Source organism: Micromonospora craterilacus (assembly GCF_003236315.1).
Classification (GTDB): domain Bacteria; phylum Actinomycetota; class Actinomycetes; order Mycobacteriales; family Micromonosporaceae; genus Micromonospora; species Micromonospora craterilacus.
The window spans coordinates 55,259-79,351 of record NZ_POTY01000003.1; the positions used below are offsets into that span (position 1 = coordinate 55,259).

The following is a 24,093-nucleotide window of genomic DNA, read 5'->3' on the forward strand; positions in this document are numbered from 1 at the left end:
GCACACAGGACCGTACGCGTCCGGACAGGAGACACCCCCATGAAACTCATGCTCGCCCGACGTCGTCGCGGGCTGACGGCGACAGCGCTGCTGGCGCTGGTCGCCACGGCCGCGTTGACGGCGTCGTCCATTGCCGCACCGGCGGTACCGTCGCTGGCCACCAGCTTCCCCACCGGTCCCATGGAAGTGCCCGACGAGTGGATGACCGCCCAGCGGATGAGTGACGGCAGCACCGACCTGTCCGCCGCCAAGTACGCCAACGCCCGCGGCGAGGCCAACCAGCTCGTCGCCAAGACCCGCAACTCCTACCGGCCGCTCGCCGACCGGCCCTGGTCCTTCTTCGGCCCCGCCAACATCGGCGGTCGGGTCGTCGACATCGCGGTGGACCCGCAGGTGAACGACCAGGTGTTCATCGCCGCCGCCTCCGGCGGCGTGTGGAAGTCCAGCGACGCTGGGGCCACCTTCACCCCCGCGTGGCCGGACGGCTGGGGTCAGGCCATCGGCGCGGTCGCCATGACCAGCGACGGCGTCCTCTTCGCCGGCACCGGCGAGGCGCAGCCCGGTGGTGGCTCCATCACCTTCGGCGGCGACGGCGTCTACCGCTCCGCCGACCGGGGCGCCTCCTGGGAGCGGGTCGGCCTGGCCGACAGCCACGCCATCGCCCGGTTCGCGATCGACCCCAGCAACGAGTCCCGGATCTTCGCGGCGGCCGCGGGGAACCTGTTCGTGCCCGGCGGCGAGCGCGGCGTCTACCTCAGCGAGGACGGCGGTGACAACTGGCGGCAGGTCCTCGCCCCGCCGAACGACACCACCGGTGCCACCGAGGTCGTCATCGACCCGAGCAACCCCGCCCGGATGTACGCCGCCATGTGGGACCACCGGCGTGAGCCGCACCAGCGCACCTACGGTGGCGCCGGTTCCAGCCTCTGGCGTTCCGACGACGGCGGCGCGACCTGGCAGCGGATGACCACCGGCCTGCCCACCGACGCCGACCAGGGTCGCTGGGGTCTCGCGCTCGCGCCGAGCAACCCGCAGCGCCTCTATGCGTACGTGGGCACCGCCATCGGCCCGTTCCGGGCCTTCTACCGCTCCGACAACGGCGGCGACACCTGGACGCAGACCCCGGTCAGCTCCGGTCAGGCGTCGCAGTCGACGTTCAGCTGGTGGTTCGGCAAGCTCTTCGTCGACCCGGGCAACGAGAACCACGTGTTCCTCATGGGCGTCAACCTGATGCGTTCCACCAACGGCGCGCAGAGCTTCTCGTCCGTCGGTGGGGTGCACGCCGACCAGCACGCCATGCGCTGGGACCCGAAGATCCCGGGCCGGGTCTACCTCGGCAACGACGGCGGCTTCTACCGGTCGCAGAACAACGGCGCCAGCGGTTGGGTGAAGTCCACCGACGAGCGGTACACGCAGTTCTACACGGTCGACGTGGCGCAGACCGACCCGAGCCTGAAGGTCGGCGGCACCCAGGACAACGGCTGCAACCGCGGCTACAACGGCGTCGGTGGCCCCTGGAACGCCATCGGTTGCGGTGACGGCCTGCAGACGTTGATCCACCCGGAGAACCCGAACATCGTCTTCGGGTGCAGCCAGTACGGCGCCTGCTACCGGTCGGAGAACGCCGGCGGCACGCCGCGCCAGAACATCGGCACCGGCCAGACCACGTCGCAGCGACGCAACTGGCTCACCCCGCTGCAGTTCGACCCGACCGACCCGAACGTCATGTACTACGCCGGCAACATCGTGAACCGGTCGACGGACAACGGTCGTACCTGGACCGCGATCAGCCCCGACCTGACCGACGGCGGCCCGAACGACCCGTCCGGCTACCCGTGGGGCACGATCACCACGCTCGCCGCCGCGCCCACCGACGGCAACACGCTGTACGTCGGCACCGACGACGGCAAGCTCTGGTGGACCAACGACCTCGGCGCGAACTGGCACCAAGTCGACCCGGCGCAGCTGCCCGGCACCTGGGTGACCCGCGTCGCGGTCAACCCGAAGGACGCGAACATCGCGTACGCCACGTTCTCCGGCTTCCGCTCCGGCAGCAGCCGGGCGCACGTGAAGTTGACCGTTGACGGTGGGCGCACCTGGACCGACATCGGGCAGGGCCTGCCCGACGCGCCGGTCAACTCGGTGATCCCGACCGCCGACGGGCTGCTGCTGGTCGGCACCGACGTCGGGGTCTACGTGTCCGCCTGGCACGGCGGCGAGTGGGCCGCGCTCGGCGAGAACCTGCCGAAGGCGGCGGTAATGTACCTGCGCTACCACGAGCCGTCGCGGCAGCTCACCGCCGCGACGTTCGGCCGGGGCATCTACGACCTCACGGTGCCGCGGTGCCCGGCGTCCTCCACCAAGCTGCCCCTGAAGAACCCGGGGGTCGGTGTGGTGGGCGTCCTGTCGTCCTGCAACGCAAGTAAGTAGGTCGTCCACGGCCGTCTCCCGGCCGGGACGTCCGGAGGCCACCTCCCCCGTGCGGGGAGGTGGCCTCCACCGTCTGTTACCGAAGCCGCCGGGCGGGAAACCGTGCCGGCGGGTCGGCGATCGCCTGCTGGGCGGCGATCAGCTGGATCTCCCGGGTGCCCGCCGCCAGCGTCGCCTCCAGCACCGCGAAGATCGAGGCGGTGGTGCGCTCCAGCGCCGTCGCGGGCGATCCGGTCGTGCGCAGGTGGGCGAGGTACAGCGCGGCGGTGACGTCACCACCGCCGTTCGGGCTGATCGGCAGCAGCGGGGTGGTCACCGCCCAGGCGCCCTCGTCCGACACGGCCACCACCTCCAGCGAGCCGGCCGGCACGTCGCCGTGCAGCACGCTGGTGACCAGCACGTGCCGCGGCCCGGTGGCGCGTACCACGTCGACCGCCGCCAGCAGCTCGTCGACTGAGTTCGTCGGGCGGCCGGCGAGGAACTCCAGCTCGAACTGGTTCGGGGTGACGATGTCGGCCCGGGGAACCACCACGTCGCGCAGATACTCCGGGATGCCCGGCCGGACGAACATCCCCCGCCCGACATCGCCCATCACCGGGTCGCAGCAGTAGACCGCGTCCGGGTTGGCGGTCTTCACCAGGGCCACCGCGTCGAGGATCACCGCACCCATCGCCGGGTCACCCTGGTAGCCGGACAGGATCGCGTCGGCGTCGCCGAGCACCCCCCGGTCAGCGATACCGGCGATCACCTCGGCGACGTCGGCCGGGGCCAGCAGCGGCCCGCGCCATGCGCCGTACCCGGTGTGGTTGGAGAAGTGCACGGTCAGCACCGGCCAGACCTCGTGCCCGAGCCGTTGCAGCGGGAACACGGCGGCGGAGTTGCCGACGTGGCCGTAGGCGACCGAGGACTGGATGGACAGGATCTTCACCGTCTCATCATGGCGGTTGCGGATCCTCGATCGGCCCAGGGTCCGGATCTTCGTGACGAACTCTCGGCGAGCCGGTCGGATCGGGTGCCGTCCGAGGTCATCCGGGCTGCTGACGCTCGTGTCGGTCTGGTTCGGCCGGCACGGTTGCTGTACTTCGCTGCGGTGCGTCCGGCGGCTGCCTGGCCCAGCCGATGAAGCGGCGGTGCAGTGCACCGGCCGGTGCCCAGGGCATGTCCTCTGCCGCTTGGACGAGGTAGGCGCCGAGGTATAGAGCCAACGACACCGGGGCGTCGGCGTACTCCGCCCGCAGCTCCCGCCGCCGGGTGGGGCAGGGCCAGGGCAGGTCGCAACCACCACAGCTCCAAATCGGCAACACCGGGCCGTGGGTGGTCACCGCACACCTTCCAGAAACCGGGCCACGCTCGCGCGGGCCTGCCGACTGGTCGCCCAATCCACCTGCCAGCACGGGTACGGCGTCAGCCGCGACCACCACACCCGGCAACCGACGCACATGCCGTCGAGCCCTTGAACATGGATCGAGAGGATCATCCGCTCCGGGCCGCCGCTCACTGCTCACCCACCTGCGGCCAGTGCCCACGCCTGATCGGTATCCGGTGCCGGGCACGGCACGGCAGGTCGGCCCCACAGCGACAGATGCGCCGGTGGAACTGCGAGGACCACACCGGCCGATGCCGCCGCGCGAAGGTCAACGCGGTGGCGGAGATGTACTCGTCGTACGAGACGCGCCGGCTGCTCACGGTTGACCGGCCGGACGAGCTGGCCACGCGTCGGGTCACCGGAGGCCCTCCGGTCGGCGTGCGCTGAGCTGATCTGCCAATTCGTGGTGGCCCTGGCACCGCCGTAGTTGCCTCGCGTGGTCGAGTAGACGCTGCTGCGCCGCCGTTTGCTCAACGTCCTGGTACCGCTGCCCGGTCCCGGGCGGTGGCGGAGGCTGAGGCCGTCGAAACAGCCACCGCGTCAGCGCGCACAGCTCAGACCAGATCACCACAGACTCGCCCCCTTGATCGAGCAACAGGAGGCGGCGACGAGGTTCCGTCCGGCCCTATCGGGTGTCAAGCAGGCACAGGCTCGCCGCCGCCAGTGACGGGAACGCTACGAGTGGTCACCGATGGTGGCGGGGAGAGTTTGTACCTGAGGGAGGGTTACCCAGTCAGTCCGATGGCGAGGGCCAACTCTCGGGCGTCCTCACCAACCGTGCCCGGCCGGTTCGACAGCTCCAGCGCGACAGTGCGGGCGTAAGGGTTGTGTCGCACGGTGTCGACGCTCTCCCGCAGCGCCCGGCCGAGCAGGTGCACCGCCGCGACCTCCCCCCGGTCCAGCATGTGCGCCCGAGTGGCCTCGATCAGCGCGGCCGCCCGGCGGGTGTGCGAGGGCAACGCCCGGTAATCGGTGGTGTCGGCCCGGTGCACGGCCTCACCCGGCCGGCACAGGTCCGTCGCTATGGTGACCGCGTACGCCGCACACGCCGCCGGCCCGAACATCAGCCACGGATGGGCGTACCCACCACCAAGCCGGCTCGCGGCCGAGTCGCCGGCATCCCACGCCCGCCACGCCCGACCAGCCCGACCAGCCTTGCTATGCCCTAGCGCGATGCCGAGCTGTACCTGACCCCACCGCGCCAGCTGCTCACCACCCGCCGCCGGGTCGACCAATTCCGCAGCCTCGACCAGCACCTGCTCGGCGGCGTCGACCTGGTTCGCACCCCGATAGACGTGCGCGTAGTACCAGGCGGCAACCGCCATCGCAGCAGGGTCGTCAGCGTCCTGAGCAGCCGACATCGCCCGGTCGGCAGCAAGCCACACCAACTCCGGATACGGCTGGTGCGCCAGGTACAACTGCACCAGGTGATAGACCCGCGCCAGCTCCACCAACGCCTGCCGACGGCCCCCGCCATCGAGCATCCGGACGCTCTGCTGCACATCAGTCAGCAACCCCGGAAGCACCGTCGCCACCGCCGTACGCTCGGCCGTCGACCGATGCCACAACGCCCACGCTTGATCAACCAGATCACGCATCACGACAGCCGGCGTCACCACACCCACCGGCACGGAAGCCCGCTGCATCACCGCAGCCACCTTGCCGACCTCGGAATGCCCGGCCCTGGTCACCGACGCCACCGGCAAAGACTGATCACCAGTCAGATCCGCAAGATCTGAAATGTCGAGCACCTCAGCCAGCCGCAGCAACATCGGCAGGCGGGGCGGCAGAAGCCGACCATTCTCCAGCGCCTTGACCCACTCCGCGCTACGCCCGACCAACCCACCAAGAACCGGCCGGGTCTTCCCCGCACGCTCGCGATACATCCGAAGGCGCGCACCAAAGGTCGCGGTATCGTTCATCATCGTCTCCCAGGTAGCGGTCTGGGCAGGGACCACCGGCCACTACCCCGGCAGACCACCACAGTCGACGGTACCCGCGTCCACCGTCTGATCGCGCCCCACCACGGCGGCAAATGCCGTAACCGTCAGGTGGGGGATTTCGAGCTTCGCCAACCCCGACCGAGAGCGACCCCGACCCCTCGCTTGTAAGTTCTGGGCGCTTTGTCCGAGAGCGTCCGTCCGCGCCGCTCACCTGGAATCGCCGTCCGTCGAACGCTCGCCACGGTGCACCACGTTCGGGGTTGTTGCTGTCAGCGCTGGATCTGCCCTTGGCATTCATCGAGAAACCATGGGATGGCGGTGGCATGGGGCGTCACGCTGAAGCAGCGTTCGCCTACCCGCAGGCTGCTACCAGAGCGTGAACGCGTTGGCGGTGCTGGGTGACCCAGTCCTCGGGCAGAACCACCGGGACGCGGACGGTGACCATCGAACCGAATTCGTCTTCGACCACGACCTCAGGACAGTCGCGTTCCCCGGTGAGCTGTATGAAGACAGACGGCCCCCGGCTCATCCTCATCCAAGCGATATCCTCGCCCGCGCCGAGACGATCCAAGGCTTGAGCCCACTCCCGTAGATTGGAGGTCCACAGCGCTAGGTCGATGCGGCCACGCACGAACGGTGTCTCGACCACGATCTGCGCAGCCAGTGCGTTGGGCCAACTGCGGTGCCGCCCCAGGACCTTCACGCTAACGCTGTTCCCCTCGTCGTCAGCGAGCACTATCAGATCCATGGAGGCGATCTCGGCCACGACTTGAGCCTAGCCTTGGCCCCACCAGCCAACGGACCCTCGGCATCCGCAGAACCAGCGGATTAAGAAGATGGCTTCAGACAGACACGCCGTTCTTCCACTGCCAAGACTAAGCGCTGGCGATCCTGCCATCCCGATGCTCCTATGGATGTCAAGCTCCGTCGGCTGCCGTCTCGCTGGCGGAGCTTGACTCCTTCGTCCCGAACGAATGATCACGGGTCATTGGCCAGGCACGATGCTCAGCGTGAGCTGCTGAAACAGTCCCACGCCGTCCGTCAACGTCCAGCGCCGTGCACACCCGTTGTCACCCCGCTTGTCACTCAGCCCGAAGCGCACACGCGTGCCATGGCTTGTCCCATGTCGCCCACAGCCGCGCCTCATCGATGACATCGGGACCGGCGCAGAGCAGCACTGACAGGAGAGCGGCGAGCTTGGCGAAGACAACCGCTGACGAGCCGAATCGGCCTTCGGCCACGCCAGTAATGACCAGCCCACCGCCGAGAAACACGTTCGCAGCACCCAGCGCACCGTGATACTCGGGCTCAGTCAGGCCGAGCGTGACGTGGTCGCCCGCGACCACCAAAGTGCCAGGCTTCGGATCGAGCGAGAACGTGCCTTCATGTCCACGAGCTGCGCGGCCGACGAGCAGACCGTACGAAGATGGATGCCCCAATCGCCCTCGATACTCCACGCCTATGGCATCCGCGCTCGCCCGGATTGGCCCATCGTCGCCGGTCCAGACGATGAGCTGCGAGTACTGGCTGCGGACGAATGCTCGACGCATCGAACCACCGTAGCGACAGACCAGCGCGCCGTTGCCATCCCTGTCTGCCGCCGACCCGCCCGCCTGGGGAGCGGGCCGCCGCCGGCCCGCCATATCATCAACGGGACCTTGACGGCTCGTACGGACGTTCTCGGCGCTCCGGCTGGCTCGGTCCGCGCACGTCTCTGACGTCGGACGGTTGTCCGCTGCCCGCCGTACCCGGCCCTCAACGTCCGACCTCGTTGCTGTCACCGTAGCTGTCCGACACCGACCCACCCGGCTACGTCGGCCGATTTCGGTTGCGTTGATCCCGTAGCCTCACCCAGCCGCCACCCCGTCGACCGTACCCCGACGCGTCGCGCATCCGATGACCTCTCTTGAACCTCCTCGCGCCACGGTGACCGGCAGGAGGCATGCGCAGTCGGATCACGGGATCGGACCGCTGTCGCTGGTAGCGCCGGCATCGGAGGCCCGACTGCGCGCGCAGCCCCGCGCCAATGTTGACTCCGCTTCACTCGGCGGTGGGAGTCGAATCTCGCACCTGAGCAGGATGAGTTCAGCCTGGAACACACCAAGCATGTAGGTATGTCTAGTCTTCTTCGGACACTGAAGATCGTCACGACCAGCGCGACACTGGTGGTCTCGATCGCTGTCGTACCCGCATCCGCCGCCGCGCAGCCCGGCCCGTCGGCCGGGCCGGCCGGCGGACCGTCCTCCGGTGGTCCTGCCGCCAGCGGGCTGCATCGCGCCGAGTTGCGCGCTGCGCTCGCCGCGGTGCCCGAAGCCGGCGTCCCAGGCGTGCTGGCCGCCGTGCGCGACGGCCGGCATGACTGGCGCGACGCTGCCGGCCAGGCGTTTCTGACCAGGCCTCGACCGATGCAGCCACAGATGCGACACCGCATCGGCAGCATCACCAAAACGTTCGTCGCCACCACCGTGCTGCAACTCGTCGACGAGGGCCGGCTGGGTCTCGACGACCCGATCGGGCAGTGGCTGCCGGACATCGTGCCGGGTGAGCCCGGCTCCCAGGTCACCGTCCGGATGCTGCTGAACCACACCAGCGGTATCGGCAACTACACCAACGCGATGATCGACTCGTACGGGGCGATCAACCAGATGCAGGTCACCACGTACGCTCCGGCCGACCTGGTCGCCATGGGCCTGGCCATGCCGCCGACCAACGCCCCCGGCGCCAGTTTCAACTACTCGAACACCAACTACGTGCTGGCCGGACTGTTGATCGAAGCGGTCACCGGCAACGGTGCGGCGGCCGAGGTGCAGCGGCGCATCCTGCGGCCGCTGAAGCTCACCGGGACGAGCTTCCCCGGCAACGATCCGACGATCCGCGGCCCGCACGGTGGCGCCTACTTCGCCCCGTTCGGGGTTCGCGACCTCAGCGAGTTCAACATGAGTTGGGCGTGGACGGCGGGCGAGATGATCGCCACCACGGCGGACCTGAACACGTTCTTCCGGGCGCTGCTCGGCGGCGACCTGCTCAGCCCGGCCACCCTCGACGAGATGCTCAACGCAGTGCCGATGCTGCCGGAGATGCCCGAGGCCGGCGGCTACGGTCTCGGCATCTACTCGCTGCCCACCCCGTGCGGCGTGTTCTGGGGCCACGACGGCGCGGTGATCGGTCACCTGACGTACTCGATGCACAGTCGAAACGGTGCCCGCCAGGTATCGTCCGGGATCAACATCAGCCACTACCAGGTCGGCCTGCCCGGTCCGCACCCGATCGACATCGCCTGGCATACGTTCCTGCTCACCGCGATGTGCCCGGCCAGCGAGATGAACAGCCGCTCAATCGAGGCAGTGCCGCAGCTGCCCAGCGTGACCCGGATGCCGGGCAACGACGCGGCGGTGGCGGTGCCCTAGCGTCAAAGTCCGCGCGGAGTGAAAAGGGGGGCCGCTGGGTGCGGCCCCCCTTTTCACAGTTGGTCTTACTCGAACAGGGACAGGGTCAGCGTCGAGGTGTACGCACCCGCGGCGACGTCCGCCGGGGTCCGCAGGAACAGGTCGGCGTTGACCGAGTACGCGTCACCAGCAACCGCACCGGAGTCGAAGGTCGAGACGAGGAGTTCCTGGTCGACCAGACCCACGTTGTTACCCGGCTGGGTCGCCTCGTCGAGGACGGTCACGACCTCTTCACCTTCGGATACCAGGCCGGTGTCGCCGCCGTCGATCAGACGCGGCTTCCACCCCAGGTGCCCGGCACCGATCGGCGCCTGACCCGCACTACCGACAAAGTCGGTCGCGCTGCCCAGCACCGCCCACGCGGCACCCGCGGGCACCTCGTCGGCGGTGCGCGTGTCGGTCACGGTGACCGTGGGCAGGGTGCCGACGAACTGACGGACCAGCAGGGTCGACCCGTCCTCGGCCAGAGCGACCGAGTCACCGGCGATCGACATCGCCAGGACACCCGGCTCCTTGATCGGCTCGATGTCCACGGTCACCCGCACATCCGACTCGTCACCCGGCTCGGCCAACGCCGGCGACGCCATCGCCACCGAACCGGCCAGTAGGGCACCCGCGGCACCTGCCGCGGCGAGCCGCTTACGACTCCATGTATTCATTCGATCTCTCCGTTGCTGCGTTCAGTTACTGGGCGGCACGCGGGTCGGCGCAGTTGACGGCCGCGTATTCCTTGGTGACCACGCTCGTCACGGCCTCACCGTTGAGCGACCCGGTAGCGCGGGCGGTCGCCGAGCCGGCCGAGATCGCGGTCGCCCGGGTGTTGAACTGCTGGAACGTGTTTCCACCCGGCGCGACGTTGGCGGCGGCCTTGTTGCCGTACGCGCTCTCCAGACCGATACTCACCGCCGCGTTGTGCTCGTTGTTCGCCTGCACCGCGACGTACGCCTTACCCGCCACACACCGCACCTGCGCGGTCACCGTCAGCGGCAGCGCCTCCGGGTCCCACGCCTTCTTCTTGTTGAAGTTGGTGCCGCTGCCGTCGGGCAGGTAGCCGTTCTCCACGTTGCCCCGGGAGTCCACCGAGAACCAGTGCACGGTCGTGCCGGACGGGACGGTTACCGTCTCCCCGCCCTCGCGGATGCCCGCCGACCCGTAGAGGGCCGACTCGTACGTCGGGCGAGAACCGTCGAGGGTGTAGAAGACCGCCGCCGGCTCGTTGGTGTCGAAGGTGAGGTCGACCATGCCCGCCGTGGCGCTCGCTTCGACGTTCACCGTGCTGGTCGGCGCCGTCGTGTCGGTGTCGAAGTCACGGGCCACCCGCAGCATCTCCACCAGACCGTTGGAGAACTCCATGGTCTCTTCCTTGGCGGATGCCCAGGCCGGCTGGAAGGAGGTGCCGACCTCGAAGTTCCAGGCGTAGATGCCGTACTTGTACCAGAGCATGTCACCGGAGTTGCCGGCCGCCGAGTAGAGCACGTCAGCGATCGGACCGGTACGCGCCGGGGTGACCGCCAGGTTGCGGTGCCGCTTGATGGCGGTCAGGATCCGCGACGAGGCACCCCAGAACAGCGACTCCTCGGCCAGCGTCGGCCGCGGCGCCGAGATCCGACCCGGGGTCGCGTACGCGCCAGGCGACCACATGAAGTAGTTACCCGAGGAGTGCAGGTTCATCGAGAACTTGATGTTCCCCCGGGAGGCCAGCCAGTCCACGTTCCTGTTCTCCGGCTCGGACAGCTCGCTGGGCCCGGCGTACGTGTCGCTGGTGCAGCTCGCCGAGGCGCCCGAGTAGCCGTCGAAGAGGCTGTACTCGGTGTAGTTGCGGTTGTTGTCCACACCCCAGGTGTTACGGGCGAGGTAGTCCGCGTTGCCCGTGAGCGGGCAGTGGTTGGTCATGTTCCGACGCTGCGAGTTGAAGTCGTAGAACGAGTAGTGCCCGCCATCCGGGTTGATCGACGGGGCGATCCAGATGTCGAGGTTGTCCACCAGCTCGCGGGTGTTCGCGTCGCTCTCGTAGTTGCGCAGCAGCCGCTCGGCGGTCTCGACGGTCACCAGCGGCGGCACCCACTCGCGAGCGTGCTCCTGGGCGTAGGCGAGCACGCCGAGCTTGGAGCCGTCGCGGTGCTTGCCGATGCGGATGGCGTAGACGGTGTGCGGGTCGCGGGAGACCGACGCCGGCGCAAGGAGGCCGTCCGTCAGCATGGTCTTCCCGGTCGTCGCGACCACGCCCGTGCCCGCGTTGCCCCGGTAGGTGTATGCCTGCAGCAGCGCCGCGGCCTCAGGCGAGGCGTTGAGCGCTGCGGCGACCTCAGCGGCGGTGCTGGTGACGGCGCCGGAGGCGTTGGTGGCCAGGCTGACCATCACGTCGGTGCCGAGGACCTTCACCAGCAGGGCCGAGTCGGCCACGCCGGGGTTGGACAGCTGGACCGAGACGTTGTTGCCGCCCTCGTGGCCCCAGGCCAGCGAGTCGACGCCGACGCGGCTGGCGTTGGCGGTGCCGAGCACGGCCTGCGCCTTGCGGCGGTAGCCGTTGGTCTTGTACGGCAGCTCGACGATCTCGGACAGGCTCGGGTACTGCTGGGCCAGGTTCTTGATCCGGTCGTAGAGCTCGGTGGGGGTCAGGTAGCTGTTGACGAAGTCCTTCTGGTAGCCCGGGCCCTCGGGAGAGTCGCCGGAGATCGGCAGCCACTCCTTCACCTTGGCCACGGCGACGTCACCGGTGGGGCTGGTGATCCGCACGTAGTCGGGGCGGCTGGTCACGTTCGCCGCGCCGCGGTGGTACATGTAGGCCCCGCCGTCGACGAAGCGCGTGATGCTCTGCGTGCCGCCGGAACCGATCTCGGTGCCCGGTCCGCTGTCCCGCTGGACGGTGAGCGCGGTGGTGGCGGTCTGGCCCTGCGCCCACTTCGCCTCCACCGACAGCACCTGGGTGGTGCCGTTGGTGTAGTAGTCGGCACGGATGATCTTGACGTCGGAGACGGCCGCGCGGGCCGCCATCCCCGCCGCCGCGCTGAAGTCCTGGTTGTCGGCCAGGTGCGCGGCGATGGTCGCCTCGCGCTCGGCGATCCGGGCCTCGGAGTCGGCGGCGGTGTGCAGGACCTTGCCGAAGGTGTAGCCGGCGGCGGTCAGGGTGGCGACCTCGTTGCCGGTCACCACGGCGTGGACGACGATGCCGCCGTCCTCGGTGCGGTCGACGTGGTGGTCGAGGTCGACGCCGGTGGCCACCAGCGCGTCCAGCTCGTCGTTGTCGGCTAGGAGCACCTCGACAACGTTGGCCTTTTCGTCGGCGAGCCGGCCGAGGTCGGCGGGGGGTACCGCGGGTGCCGCGGGTGCGGCGGCCTGCGGCACGACGGCCGCCGCCGGGCTGACCATCAGCAGCACGGCCGTGCCGGCTGCCAGCGCTGCGGAGGCGGGTAGCCGGCGTCGCCACCGGGAACGGGTACGGAACTCGGTCATGAGGCTTGAAGCCCCTTCTCGGCGTGCGGTGGGCGAGAAGTTCACGCTTCGCCATGGCTGCCCCCATCCCCGTAAACAGCCATGACGATGCGCCCGGAAGAGGGACGCCGCCCGCACCGCCAATTACGCAGCGTCACACGTCCGGGGTAAGGAGTGATCAGGTTGCGGACAACTTTCACCCGCTGAAGGTGATCTGTCAATCATCCCAATTGGCGAGATGGTGATCGTCCTCACGTTGCCCCAACGGTTCGAATCCGGCGTTTGACCTGCATGTAGACATGTCGTAAGGGGTGACGGTCTGGTCTGCACGCAAAGGCGGCGGCACCCAGCCGGGCGCCGCCGCCTCCCCGCGCTGTCGTCAGCCGATCGGTGCGACGACCGTCTGCTTGTTGAAGTTCTTGCCGTTGCCGTCAGGCTTGTAGTTCTTCTCCACGTTGCCCCGCGCGTCCACCGAGAACCAGTGGACGGTCGTGCCGGACGGGACGGTCACCGTCTCCCCGCCCTCACGGATGCCCGCCGACCCGTAGAGGGCCGACTCGTAGGTGGGCTTGGCACCATCGAGGGTGTAGAAGACCGCTGCCGGTTCGTCGGTCTCGAACTTCAGGTCGACCATGCCCGCCGTGGCGCTCGCGGTGACCGACAGCGAGCTGGTCGGCCGCTGGTGGTCGGTGTCGAAGTCGCGGGCCACCCGCAGCATCTCCACCAGACCGTTGGAGAACTCCATCGTCTCCTGGTGGGCGGAAGCCCACGGAGGCTGGAAGGACGTGCCGACCTCGAAGTTCCAGGCGTAGATGCCGTACTTGTACCAGAGCATGTCACCGGAGTTGCCGGCCGCCGAGTACAGCACGTCGGCGATCGGACCGGTACGCGCCGGGGTGACCGCCAGGTTGCGGTGCCGCTTGATGGCGGTCAGGATCCGCGACGAGGCACCCCAGAACAACGACTCCTCGGCCAGCGTCGGCCGCGGCGCCGAGATCCGACCCGGGGTCGCGTACGCGCCAGGCGACCACATGAAGTAGTTACCCGAGGAGTGCAGGTTCATCGAGAACTTGATGTTCGGCCGGGAGGCCAGCCAGTCCACGTTCCTGTTCTCCGGCTCCGACAGCTCGCTGGGCCCGGCGTACGTGCCGCTGGTGCAGCTCGCCGACGCGCCCGAGTAGCCGTCGAAGAGGCTGTACTCGGTGTAGTTGCGGTTGTTGTCCACACCCCACGAGGTGCGGCCGAGGAAGTCCCCGGACGTCTCCGGCGTGCAGTGGTTGGTCATGTTCTTACGCTGCGAGTTGAAGTCGTAGAACGAGTAGTGCCCGCCATCCGGGTTGATCGACGGGGCGATCCAGATGTCCAGGTTGTCCACCAGCTGCTTGGTACGACCGTCGTGGGCGTAGTTGCGCAGCAGCCGCTCGGCGGTCTCGATGGTGACCAGCGGCGGCACCCACTCCCGGGCGTGCTCCTGGGCGTAGGCGAGCACGCCGAGCTTGGAACCGTCGCGGTGCTTGCCGATCCGGATGGCGTACACCGAGTGCGGATCGCGGGAGACCGACGCCGGCGCGGACAAGCCGTCCGACAGCGCGGTCGGCGCGGCCGTCGCGACCACGCCGGTGCCCGCGTTGCCCCGGTAGGTGTACGCCTTCAGCAGCGTCCCCGCCTGCGCGTTGAGCGCGGCGACGACCTGAGCGGCGGTGCTGGTGACGGCGCCGCTGGCGTTGGTGGCGAGGCTGACGCGGACCTGGGTGCCGGTGACGGTCACCGTCAGGGGCGCGTCGGCGACGCCGGGGTTGGCCAGCTCGACCGAGACGTTGTTGCCGCCCTCGTGACCCCAGGCCAGCGAGTCCACCCCGACCCGGCTGGCGTTGGCGGTGCCGAGCACGGCCTGCGCCTTGCGCCGGTAGCCGTTGGTCTTGTACGGCAGCTCGACGATCTCGGAGATCTTCGGGTACTGCGCGGCCAGGGCCTTGATCCGGTCGTACAGCTCAGTCGGCGTGAGGTAGCTGGTGACGAAGTCCTTCTGGTAACCCGGGCCCTCCGGGTCCTTGCCCGAGATCGGCAGCCACTCGTTCACCTTGGCCACCGCGACGTCACCGGTGGGGCTGGTGATCCGCACGTAGTCGGGCCGGCTGGTCACCTGCGCCGCGCCCCGGTGGTACATGTAGACGCCGGCGTCGACGAAGCGGGTGATGTTCTGGGTACCGCCGGAACCGATCTCGGTGCCCGGCCCGCTGTCCCGCTCGACGGTGAGCGCGTTGGTGGCAGTCTGCCCCTGCGCCCACTTCGCCTCCACCGACAGCACCTGGTTCTCACCGGAGGTGTAGTAGTCGGCACGAATGATCTTGACGTCGGAGACGGTGGACTGGGCCGAGAACGAGGCCGCCGCGGCGAACTCCTGGTTGTCCGCCAGGTGTGCGGCGATGGTCGCCTCGCGCTCGTCGATCCGAGCCTCGGCGTCGGCCGGGGTGTGCAGGACCTCGCCGAAGGTGAAGCCGGCCTGGGTCAGCGTGGCGACCTCGTTGCCGGTCACCACGGCATGCACGACGATGCCGTCCTCGGTCTGGTCGACGTGGTGGTCGAGGTCGACGCCGGTGGCCACCAACGCGTCCAACTCGGCGTTGTCGGCCAGCAGCACCTCGACGACGTTGACCGCCTCGTCGGCGAGTCGGCCGAGGTCGGCGGGGGTTTCGGTGGTGGGTACCGCGGCCTGCGGCACGACGGCCACAGCCGGGCTCACCATCAGCAGCACGGCCGTGCCGGCCGCCAGCGCCGCGGACGCGGGTAGCCGGCGTCGCCACCGGCTACGGGTACGGAATTCGGACATGAGGCTATCGCCCCTTCTCGGCGTGCGGGGCGGACGGGTACGCGGCTCGCCTCGGCTGCCCTCAGCTCCGTGGACAGCCATGACCGCACGCGCTGCGCGCGACGCTGCCCGCATCGCCGTTACGCAGCGTCGCGCATCCGGTAGACCAGGAGTGAATGATCTAGGTGTCGCTCATCTTTCGCCGACGGATGTCGATCTGTCAATCAATCGTGGGTGACCGCGCCCACCTCGCCCCGACCCGCCCCGGAAAGAGTGTTTGACCTGCATGCAGACTGGAGACCAGAAGCGTGCAGCTTGAAGCGAGGGGGGATCACGCGTGTCTGAGAACGACGACCGGTCCAGCCATACCACCGACCGACCCACAGAGGTCACCGACCCGCTGCTGTGGCGGCTCGCCCTGGACGTCGCCGACGCCCACGCGCCGGCCGAGGGCGGCGGTTGCGTCCACCTGCTCTGCGCCGGCCAGGCCTGGCCCTGCGCGCCCTGGCAGCGGGCCCAGCGGGCGCTCAGCCTGGCCCAGGGTGGCCCGGCGGACGAGCCGCCCGCACCCACCGCCCCGCAGTGGGACGGCTGGCAGGGCACGGGGTCCGGCTGGGCTCCGGAGCAGTCCCGGCGCGGGTCTGCCGCCGCCTGACCCGCGGGGCCCCGTCCACGCGCCTCACCCGCCGGACGGATGCCGGCCGCCACTGACCCGTTGGACGACCCGGTCAACCGGCTGACCGGCGGATCAGGCCGGAGCGGCTGTCAATGTAGCGTTGACACGTGCGTGACACGCTGGGCCGGCTGGCCGGGATCCCGGCCGCGCGCGACGAGCTGGACGAGAACGAGCTGGATCTCATCGACCGGGCCCGGCAGGCCGGCGCGACCTGGTCGCAGGTCGCCGACGCCCTCGGGCTGGGCAGCCGGCAGGCCGCCGAGCAGCGCCGCCAGCGCCTGGCCGCCGCGCGCCGGTCCCGCCGGACGGAGTCCGACCGGCACTGGCCGGCCGAGGTCGCCCGGCTACGCGCCCGGCTCGCCGCCTTGCAGCAGTGGATCGACGCCGACCGGCGCTGGGACACGCGGTTTCCCCGGGCCGCGCTGATCCGCCGCACCACGGCACTCGCCCTGGAGGCGGCGCCCGGCGGCCTGTACGACCTGGCCGGGCACGTCGCCGCCGACCTCGCCGCGACCGGCCCCGGGCTACCGATCCCGGTACGCGCCGTCGCCCGCGACCTCTCCGCCGCGCTGTCAACACATCATTGACAACCCTCCATCGCTATTGCCTCCAGCAGACTCAGAGTTGAGGCTGTGAGTCACTTCGACTCAACCCTGGAGGGCCCGTGCGGCGCAACGCGACCCTGTTCGTGGCGATCTCCCTGCTGTCCGGCTTCGGCAGCAGCGCGATGTCCCTGGTCGCCGGCATCTGGATCCTCGACCTCACCGGCTCCCCCGGCCGCGCCGCCCTCGCCGCGCTCTGCGTCTACGCGCCCACGCTCGCCGGCCCGTGGCTCGGCGCCCTGGTCGACCGGGTGCCCCGGCGACCGCTCGTGGTCGCGGCCAACCTCGCGCTCGCGGCCACCCTGCCGAGCCTGCTCGCGGTCCGCGGCCCCGACCAGGTGTGGCTGATCTACGGCGTCGCCGCCGCCTACGGCGTCAGCTACCTGCTGATCGACGCGGGCGAGACCGCGCTGCTGCCCGCCGCGCTACCGGCCGCCGAACTCGGGCACGTCAACGGCTGGCGCTCCAGCGCCCAGGAGGGCATGAAGCTGATCGCCCCGCTGGCCGGCGCCGGCCTGTACGCCTGGCAGGGCGGCCACCTGGTGGCCCTGGTCAGCGCCGCCGTGCCGATCCTGGTGGCCGCCCTCTACCTGACGCTGCGGCTGACGGTCCCGCCGGCCGGCACCGCCCCGGGCCGCCCTCCCCGGGGCGTACGGGTCGGGCTCACCGCGCTGCTCGGGCATCCGGTGCTGCGAGTGTGCGTGGCCCTGGCGGCGGTGGCGATCGCGATGTCGGGCTTCACCACCGCCGCCGGGTACGCGATCGTCGTCGACGACCTCGGTCTGCCGGCCACGTTCCTCGGCGTGCTGCTCAGCGCACAGGGCGGCGGGTCGATCGTCGCCGGTGCCGTCGTCGGCCGGCTCATCGCCCGGCGAGGGCCGCTCGCCGTGGCCGCCGCCGGCACCGCACTGTTCGCCGCGAGTTGCCTGATCCGCTGCGTACCCTGGTGGCCCGCCGTGCTCGCGGCCTCGGTGGCCGCCGGCGCCGGCCTGGTGTCGGCCCTCGTCGCGGCCGTGACGGCGATACAGACACAGACCCCGGACGCGTTGCTGGGCCGGGTCGGCGCCACCGCCAACATGGTGATGTTCGGCCCGATCGCCCTGGCGAATCCGCTCGGTGCCGCCGCCGTCGGGTGGGGCGGCCGTCCGCCGCTCGTCGCCGCCGCGCTGGCCTGCCTCGGCGCGTGCGCCCTGGCCTACCGCGCCGCCACCGCCCCGGTCGCGGTGCGGGCGTAGGGATGGTCCGGCCGATCAGGGCAGACCGCATCAGCGGCGCCGGGTCGGGCCAGCGCGCCACCGCCCGGGTCGGCGTCGACCGGTTCCTCACCCGATGATCCACTGAGCACCACCGGAACGGCGGGTGCCGAGGTCGGTGCGAGCCGGCAGGATCCGATGGACCGGTGGCCCGTGTGCACCCGTCGACCGACACGTACCCGGGCAGCCCCGACCCGACACGAACGGAGCCGGCCACGTGGGCATCTTCGGCAGGAAGCGCAAGCCGCTACCCGAACCCCCGCCCGGACCGCCACCACCGCCCACCGTGGCCCCCGGTGACCTGGACATCGCCCGCCGGGTGGTGCGGGGTTTCCTCGCGGCGCTGGGTGACGACGCGTTGATGGGGCAGGCGGCGCAGGCGGTGATCGAGGCCGGCGGTGGCGTGGCCGACCTGGAGACCCTGCTGCGGCACGTCCGACAGGTCGAGCAGACCGGAGACCTCGGGATCGACCGGCCGTGGCGCTGGCTGGCCGTGGTCGCCGCCGAGGCACAGCGACTCGGCGACCACCACCTCGTCGCCGACATCGGGTACTTCGTGTTCGTCTGGGACACCCGACTGCGGAGCCGCATCGTCGCCGGCGAGCCGATATCGATGCTCCAGCTGCCACCCGTCGAGGCCGTCCGGGACGTCTACTCGACGGCGCTGTCCGCCCTCGCCGAGGTCGATCCGGGGCACCTCATCGCCGACCGGACCGGCACCACCACCGCGTCCACGTTGCGGACCGCGATCGCCCACATCGTCCTCGACGCGGACCCGCCGTACCCCGCGGAGGTCTCGGCCGAGGCACGCCGGCTGGTGCAGGGCTGATCGTGCTCGATCCAGGATCGGGTGGCGCCACCGTCGCGGCGAGGCCACCCGACCCTGGATCGAGACCCCGAACCTAGAGGGTACGGGCGAGCCGGTCGGCGAGGATCCGGGCGAACCGGGACGGGTCCGCCAGATCGCCGCCCTCGGCGAGCAGGGCCATGCCGTACAGCAGCTCGGCGGTCTCCGCCAACGACGCCTCGGTGCCGCCCTGCTCGTGCGCCTTGCGCAGACCGGCGACGAGCGGGTGGCCCGGGTTGACCTCCAGGATCCGCTTGACCTTCGGCACCTCGTGGCCCATCGCCCGGTACATCTTCTCCAGGGTCGGGGTGAGGTCGTGGGCGTCGCCGACCACACAGGCCGGCGAGGTGGTCAGCCGGGTCGACAGGCGAACCTCCTTGACGGAGTCGGTGAGCACACCGCCCATCCAGCCGAGCAGGTCGGCGTACTCGGCGCGCTGGCGCTCCCGCTCGGCCTCGGCCTCGGTCCGCTCCTCCTCGGTGTCCAGGTCGACCTGGCCCTTGGCGACCGAACGCAGGGTCCGGCCGTCGTAGCTGCCCACCTGCTCCACCCAGACCTCGTCGACCGGGTCGGTGAGCAGGAGCACCTCGTAGCCCTTGGCGCGGAACGCCTCCATGTGCGGGGAGTTCTCGATGGTGGCGCGGTTCTCGCCGGTGGCGTAGTAGATGTCGGTCTGGCCGTCCTTCATCCGGCCGACGTAGCCGGCCAGGTCGGTCAGCTCGGCCTGATCGTGGGTGGAGGCGACCGACAGGATCTCCAGCAGGGTGTCCCGGTTGTCGGTGTCGTCGATCAGGCCCTCCTTGACCGCGGGGCCGAACTCGGTCCAGAAGGTGCGGTACCGCTCCGGCTGGCCGGTCTTGACTTCCTTGACGGTGGCGAGGACCTTCTTGACCAGACGGCGGCGCACCGCCCGGATCTGCCGGTCCTGCTGGAGGATCTCCCGGGAGATGTTCAGCGACAGATCGTGGGCGTCCACCACACCCTTGACGAAGCGCAGGTAGTTGGGCATGAGCGCGTCGCAGTCGTCCATGATGAAGACGCGCTTGACGTAGAGCTGCACGCCACGGCGCCCTTGCGGGGAGAACAGGTCCAGCGGCGCGTGCGAGGGGATGAACAGCAGCGCCTCGTACTCGAAGGTCCCCTCGCCCCGCATGTGGATGGTTTCGAGGGGGTCCGCCCAGTCGTGGCTGACGTGCTTGTAGAACTCGTGGTACTCGGCCGGCTCGACCTCGCCGCGCGGGCGGGCCCACAACGCCTTCATCGAGTTGAGCGTGACCGTCTCGGTGCTGGTCTCGTCGCCCTCGCCGGTCCGCTGCACGGCCATCCGGATCGGGTGGGCGATGAAGTCGGAGTACCGCTTGACGATCTCGCGGATGGTCCACTCGGCGGTGTAGTCGTGCAGGTTGTCCTCGGCGTCGGCGGGCTTGAGGTGCAGGGTCACCGCCGTGCCCTGGGGTGCCTCGTCGACCGTGGCGACGGTGTAGGTGCCGCCGCCGTCGGACTCCCAGCGGGTACCGCCGCTCTCACCGGCCCGCCGGGTCACCAGGACGACCTTCTCGGCGACCATGAACGCGGCGTAGAAGCCGACGCCGAACTGGCCGATCAGCTCCTGCGACGCGCCGGCGTCCTTGGCCTCGCGCAGCTGGCGCAGCAGCTCGGCGGTGCCGGACTTGGCGATCGTGCCGATGACCGAGACGACCTCGTCGCGGGTCATGCCGACGCCGTTGTCCCGCACGGTCAGGGTGCGGGCCTCCCGGTCCACCTCGATGGCGACGTGCAGGTCGTCGATGTCGACGGCCAGATCCTTGTCGACCAACGCCGCCAGGCGCAGCTTGTCCAGCGCGTCGGACGCGTTCGAGATCAGCTCGCGGAGGAAGACGTCCTTGTTGGAGTAGATCGAGTGGACCATCAGCTGAAGCAGCTGACGCGCCTCGGCCTGAAACTCCAACGTCTCGGTCTGGTCGTTCACAGCATGTCCCTTCGGTCCTCGCCCGCCACGACGGTTCGCGGAAAGGATACGAGCCGTCGCGGTCCGCGTACGCCGGGCGGTCCACCTCCGCCGTGACCGCCGCCGCCGGTCGGGCCTCCCGCACGACGCCGGCCCGCCCCGGTGGGGCGGGCCGGCGGCAGGAAGGGTCAGCGTCGGCGGCCGTACAACCCGGCGACGAGCGAGACGCCGACCGCGGCGAAGGCCACCTGGATGGCCAGCTCGATCCAGTCGACGCCCCGGGTCTCGGCCACACCGAGCACCTCGGCGACCAACGTGCCGAGGATCGCGGCGACGATACCGATCAGCAGGGTCAGCAGGAGCGGGATGCGCTGCCGGCCCGGCACGACGAGCCGGCCGAGCGCACCGATGATCAGACCGATGATGATGGCGGTGAAGAAGCCGGTGATTTCCACGAGAGCCGTCCCTCCAAACGTCAACGTTGGCGCCGACCTTCTGCCCCGGCCGGTGCCCCTGTCAAACTCCGGCACCCGCCACCGTTGGGTTTGTCACGCAACCGTCACAGTCGGGGCTCACTCAACGAGGGCTGATCAGGACCGCGTAGTCGGCCGCCGTGAGCGGGTCCGCCGAGAGGGAAAGATCCGCCCGGGGCACCCGCAGGGGCACGCCGTCGCGCACGAAGAACACCGCCTCGACGTCGGTGCGGGCGGTGAGCGTACACACGAGCTGCCCGTACGCGAGCAGCTCGTCGCTGCGGCCGGTGTCCGCGGCGGCCGGCCCGACCGTGACCCGCGCCCGCCCGTCGACGAGTTCGACCACGGCGTCGCTGAGCGCGCCCGGCAGCGCGCTGGTCAGGCCGTCGTCGCGCTCGGCGGGCGTCGGCCCGGCGAGCAGGTCCCGCAGCAACGCGTCGAGGGTGGGCACCTCGTCGATCCGGCGGATCACCGGCACCAGCCGGTCGTCGCGGGAGAAGTAGAGCATCTCGGTCACCGCACCGGTCTCGGCCGCCGTCGGCGCGGCCGTCGCGGTATGCGGAAACGGGCCGGGCGGCGGGGTGACCGCCCGGGGCCGGTCCTCGGCGGGCACCCCGCACGCGGCGACCAGGGTCAGCAGGGCGGCGGCCAGCACGGTACGGGCGGTACGGGCGGTACGGGCGGTACGGGCGGTACGGGCATTGGTCATGTGACGCTCCCGGGCAGGGTGATCCGGAACCGGGCGCCGCCCTCGGGGCGGTCGCTGACCGTGGCGTCGCCGCCGTGCGCGGCGGCGTGCTGGGCCACCAGCGCGAGCCCGAGACCGGTGCCGTCGCCGCCGCCCCGGTAGTTGGCCGCCCGGCCCCGAACGAAGCGGTCGAAGATCGCCTTCCGGTCCTCCACCGGCACCCCCGGGCCCTCGTCGTCCACCTCGACCACACCGGTGTCGCCGTCGCGGGAGAACCGCACCAGGACCGGGCCGGCGCCGTAGCGCTCGGCGTTGTCGAGCAGATTTGCCAGCACCTGCGCGACGCGGCGCTGGTCCACCCGCCAGGTCTCCGGGGTGTCCTCGTCGAGCTGCACCATCGACTCCGCCAGGTTCCGGTCGCGGCACGCCTGCCGGGCGAGTTCGGCCATGTCGACCGGCTCCCGGTGCACCGGCTGATCGCTGCGCGCCAGGTCCAGCAGGTCGTTGACCAACTGCTGGAAGCGGTCGATCTCGTCGGCCACCAGTCGGGCCGCGGTGGCGGTGCGCTGGTCCTGGTTCTCCCGGCGGCGGGACAGCACGCTCGCCGCCGCGGCGAGCGTCTGCAGCGGTGAGCGCAGCTCGTGGCTGACGTCGGCGGCGAAGCGTCGATCCCGGTCGATGCGCCGGGCCAGCTCGTCGACCATCCGGTTGAACGAGGTGGACAACCGGGTCAGGTCCGGGTCGGTGTCCGGGGTGAGGCGGGTGGTGAAGTCTCCGGCCGCGATCCGCTCGGCCGCGTCGGCGACGGCGGTCAGCGGGCGCAGCCCGTGCCGGGTGGCGTACCAGCCGAGCGCCGCCCCCGATCCGGCCACCATGATCGCGACCGCGGTCAACGCCAGCGCCAGGACCTGGAAGGTCTGCTCCAACTCGCGCAGCGAGGCGATCTCGTAGAACTCGGCCGACTCCGACAACGGCACGCCGACCAGCATCACCGGCTGGTCGTCCACCCGGATCCGCTGCACCGCCGGTTCCCCCGCGATGACCAGCTCGCGCAGCCGGACCGGGATGGCGGCGGTGGCACCGCTGTCGGCGGCGCGGCCGTACCACTTTCCGTTGAGATGCAGCAGCGCCCGCCGGCTGGTACCGGTGTCCAACGCCCGCAACGCCTCCGCGACGTCCGGGTTCTCGGTGTCCAGCCCGATGCGGACCACCGCCGCGTCGTAGTACGCCGCCCGCAGCACGGTGCGTTCCCGCTCGTCGAGCAGCGTACGGCGGGTCAGCTCGTACGACACCAGGGCCATCGAGGCCGACAGCAGCAGCGCGCCCACCGCGAACGCGGTGGTGACCCGGGCGCGCAGTCCGAGGCGTCTCATCGTTGGAGTTTGTAGCCCAGGCCGCGCAACGTCACCAGGTGGCGGGGGTTGGCCGGATCGGATTCGATCTTCTGACGCAACCGGCCCACGTGCACGTCGACCAGCCGTTCGTCGCCGCTGTCGTACCCCCAGACCCGGCTGAGCAACTGCTGGCGGGAGAGCACCCGCCCGGCGTGCTCGGCCAGCTCGCACAGCAGCCGGAACTCGGTGCGGGTGACCGCGACCGGCTCCCCCGCCCGGCGGACCTCCCCGGCCTCGGGGCTGACCTCCAACTCGCCGAAGGCGAACACCGGCAGCGCCGCCTCCACCCCGGTCACCGTGCGGCCCCGCCGTCGCAGGGCCCGCAGCCGGGCGGTCAGCTCCTTGATCGCCACCGGCTTGACCACGTAGTCGTCGGCACCGGCCTCCAGTGCGGCGACGATGTCGTGGGTGTCGTCGCGGGCGCTGACCACCACGATCGGCACGTCGTCGTCGCGGCGCAGCTGGCGGATGCCCTCGAAGCCGTCGATTCCGGGCAGCATCAGGTCGACCAAGACGTAGTCGGCCGGCTCCCGGCGCTGGGAGCGCAGCCCCTCCTCCGCGGTCGCCGCGCCTCGGGCGTCGTAGCCCTCGTCCTCCAAGGCGAGCAGCAACGCCAACCGGATCCGGTCGTCGTCCTCGATCACCAGTACCGCTGTCATACCCGAATCATCCCCAAGCCCTTACCAGCCGGCCAACCGCGCCCGGCTTACGGGTGTTTTGTCACGCAACTGTCATACGTCCGCGCAGTGCCCGCCAATCCGGCTGGGCAGGGTGAGAGCCGACCTC

General features: G+C 70.3%; 19 protein-coding genes and 1 pseudogene. 6 read left to right on the forward strand and 14 right to left on the reverse strand.

All coding sequences use genetic code 11. The features are described 5' to 3' along the window. Positions 1-39: 39 nt before the first annotated feature. Positions 40-2,430 carry a WD40/YVTN/BNR-like repeat-containing protein gene (locus C1I95_RS01145; RefSeq protein ID WP_233513179.1) on the forward strand — a complete coding sequence of 797 codons (2,391 nt, stop codon included), beginning with the start codon at positions 40-42 and terminating at the stop codon, positions 2,428-2,430. A 76-nt stretch (positions 2,431-2,506) separates the two neighbouring features. On the opposite strand, the gene pdxY is transcribed toward C1I95_RS01145, so the two are convergent. The 6 genes and pseudogenes from pdxY to C1I95_RS34705 all read right to left on the reverse strand — a co-directional run bounded on the left by pdxY (position 2,507) and on the right by C1I95_RS34705 (position 7,289). Further along, positions 2,507-3,358, reverse strand: coding sequence for a pyridoxal kinase PdxY (pdxY, locus tag C1I95_RS01150; protein ID WP_111211857.1), 852 nt, complete (start codon positions 3,356-3,358; stop codon positions 2,507-2,509). 97 nt (positions 3,359-3,455) lie between these two features. Continuing rightward, positions 3,456-3,752 carry a hypothetical protein gene (locus C1I95_RS37010; protein ID WP_111211858.1) on the reverse strand — a complete coding sequence of 99 codons (297 nt, stop codon included), beginning with the start codon at positions 3,750-3,752 and terminating at the stop codon, positions 3,456-3,458. Beyond that, positions 3,749-4,189, reverse strand: a pseudogene (locus C1I95_RS37015) (hypothetical protein). Before C1I95_RS37015 ends, C1I95_RS37010 begins: the two are co-directional and overlap by 4 nt. Positions 4,190-4,521: 332 nt before the next feature. Continuing rightward, positions 4,522-5,721: a helix-turn-helix domain-containing protein gene (locus C1I95_RS01170; protein WP_199523540.1), complete on the reverse strand. Its 1,200-nt coding sequence runs from the start codon at positions 5,719-5,721 to the stop codon at positions 4,522-4,524. A gap of 370 nt (positions 5,722-6,091) precedes the next feature. Then, the gene (locus C1I95_RS01175; RefSeq protein WP_111211860.1) at positions 6,092-6,505 is read right to left on the reverse strand and encodes a DUF5959 family protein; all 414 of its coding nucleotides are present in this window, start codon (positions 6,503-6,505) and stop codon (positions 6,092-6,094) included. A 316-nt stretch (positions 6,506-6,821) separates the two neighbouring features. Further along, positions 6,822-7,289, reverse strand: a complete 468-nt coding sequence (locus tag C1I95_RS34705; RefSeq protein WP_146605606.1) for a hypothetical protein — start codon at positions 7,287-7,289, stop codon at positions 6,822-6,824. 732 nt (positions 7,290-8,021) lie between these two features. Between C1I95_RS34705 and C1I95_RS01185 the strand changes: the two genes are divergently transcribed. Then, complete coding sequence (locus tag C1I95_RS01185; RefSeq protein WP_233513191.1) at positions 8,022-9,146, forward strand: serine hydrolase domain-containing protein; 1,125 nt, start codon at positions 8,022-8,024, stop codon at positions 9,144-9,146. A gap of 65 nt (positions 9,147-9,211) precedes the next feature. Here C1I95_RS01185 and C1I95_RS01190 read toward each other — a convergent pair whose 3' ends face one another. The 3 genes from C1I95_RS01190 to C1I95_RS01200 all read right to left on the reverse strand — a co-directional run bounded on the left by C1I95_RS01190 (position 9,212) and on the right by C1I95_RS01200 (position 15,447). Continuing rightward, entirely contained in the window at positions 9,212-9,844 is a 633-nt protein-coding gene (locus C1I95_RS01190) for a hypothetical protein (RefSeq protein WP_111211863.1), read from the reverse strand. Positions 9,845-9,869: 25 nt separating this feature from the next. Further along, positions 9,870-12,638 (reverse strand): M14 family metallopeptidase, encoded by a 2,769-nt coding sequence (locus C1I95_RS01195; protein ID WP_111211864.1) that lies wholly within the window; start codon positions 12,636-12,638, stop codon positions 9,870-9,872. Between the two features lie 358 nt (positions 12,639-12,996). After that, the gene (locus C1I95_RS01200) at positions 12,997-15,447 is read right to left on the reverse strand and encodes a M14 family metallopeptidase (protein WP_233513180.1); all 2,451 of its coding nucleotides are present in this window, start codon (positions 15,445-15,447) and stop codon (positions 12,997-12,999) included. A gap of 316 nt (positions 15,448-15,763) precedes the next feature. Between C1I95_RS01200 and C1I95_RS36085 the strand changes: the two genes are divergently transcribed. The 4 genes from C1I95_RS36085 (at position 15,764) to C1I95_RS01220 (ending at position 18,786) form a co-directional block, all read left to right on the forward strand. Then, entirely contained in the window at positions 15,764-16,081 is a 318-nt protein-coding gene (locus C1I95_RS36085) for a hypothetical protein (protein WP_233513181.1), read from the forward strand. Positions 16,082-16,209: 128 nt separating this feature from the next. Further along, positions 16,210-16,689, forward strand: coding sequence for a hypothetical protein (locus C1I95_RS01210; RefSeq protein WP_111211865.1), 480 nt, complete (start codon positions 16,210-16,212; stop codon positions 16,687-16,689). 77 nt (positions 16,690-16,766) lie between these two features. Next, the gene (locus C1I95_RS01215; protein WP_111211866.1) at positions 16,767-17,939 is read left to right on the forward strand and encodes an MFS transporter; all 1,173 of its coding nucleotides are present in this window, start codon (positions 16,767-16,769) and stop codon (positions 17,937-17,939) included. Between the two features lie 235 nt (positions 17,940-18,174). Continuing rightward, complete coding sequence (locus tag C1I95_RS01220) at positions 18,175-18,786, forward strand: hypothetical protein (protein ID WP_146605607.1); 612 nt, start codon at positions 18,175-18,177, stop codon at positions 18,784-18,786. A 73-nt stretch (positions 18,787-18,859) separates the two neighbouring features. Here the strand turns inward: C1I95_RS01220 and htpG are convergent, their stop codons facing one another. From htpG to C1I95_RS01245, 5 genes are all read right to left on the reverse strand, one after another. Further along, entirely contained in the window at positions 18,860-20,773 is a 1,914-nt protein-coding gene (htpG, locus tag C1I95_RS01225; protein WP_111211868.1) for a molecular chaperone HtpG, read from the reverse strand. 167 nt (positions 20,774-20,940) lie between these two features. Further along, positions 20,941-21,207, reverse strand: coding sequence for a GlsB/YeaQ/YmgE family stress response membrane protein (locus C1I95_RS01230; RefSeq protein WP_111211869.1), 267 nt, complete (start codon positions 21,205-21,207; stop codon positions 20,941-20,943). 121 nt (positions 21,208-21,328) lie between these two features. Next, complete coding sequence (locus tag C1I95_RS01235; protein ID WP_111211870.1) at positions 21,329-21,934, reverse strand: GerMN domain-containing protein; 606 nt, start codon at positions 21,932-21,934, stop codon at positions 21,329-21,331. After that, positions 21,931-23,286: a sensor histidine kinase gene (locus tag C1I95_RS01240; protein ID WP_111211871.1), complete on the reverse strand. Its 1,356-nt coding sequence runs from the start codon at positions 23,284-23,286 to the stop codon at positions 21,931-21,933. Before C1I95_RS01240 ends, C1I95_RS01235 begins: the two co-directional genes overlap by 4 nt. Beyond that, positions 23,283-23,966, reverse strand: a complete 684-nt coding sequence (locus C1I95_RS01245; RefSeq protein ID WP_111211872.1) for a response regulator transcription factor — start codon at positions 23,964-23,966, stop codon at positions 23,283-23,285. The genes C1I95_RS01240 and C1I95_RS01245 overlap by 4 nt, the downstream gene beginning before the upstream one ends. Positions 23,967-24,093 lie beyond the last annotated feature (127 nt).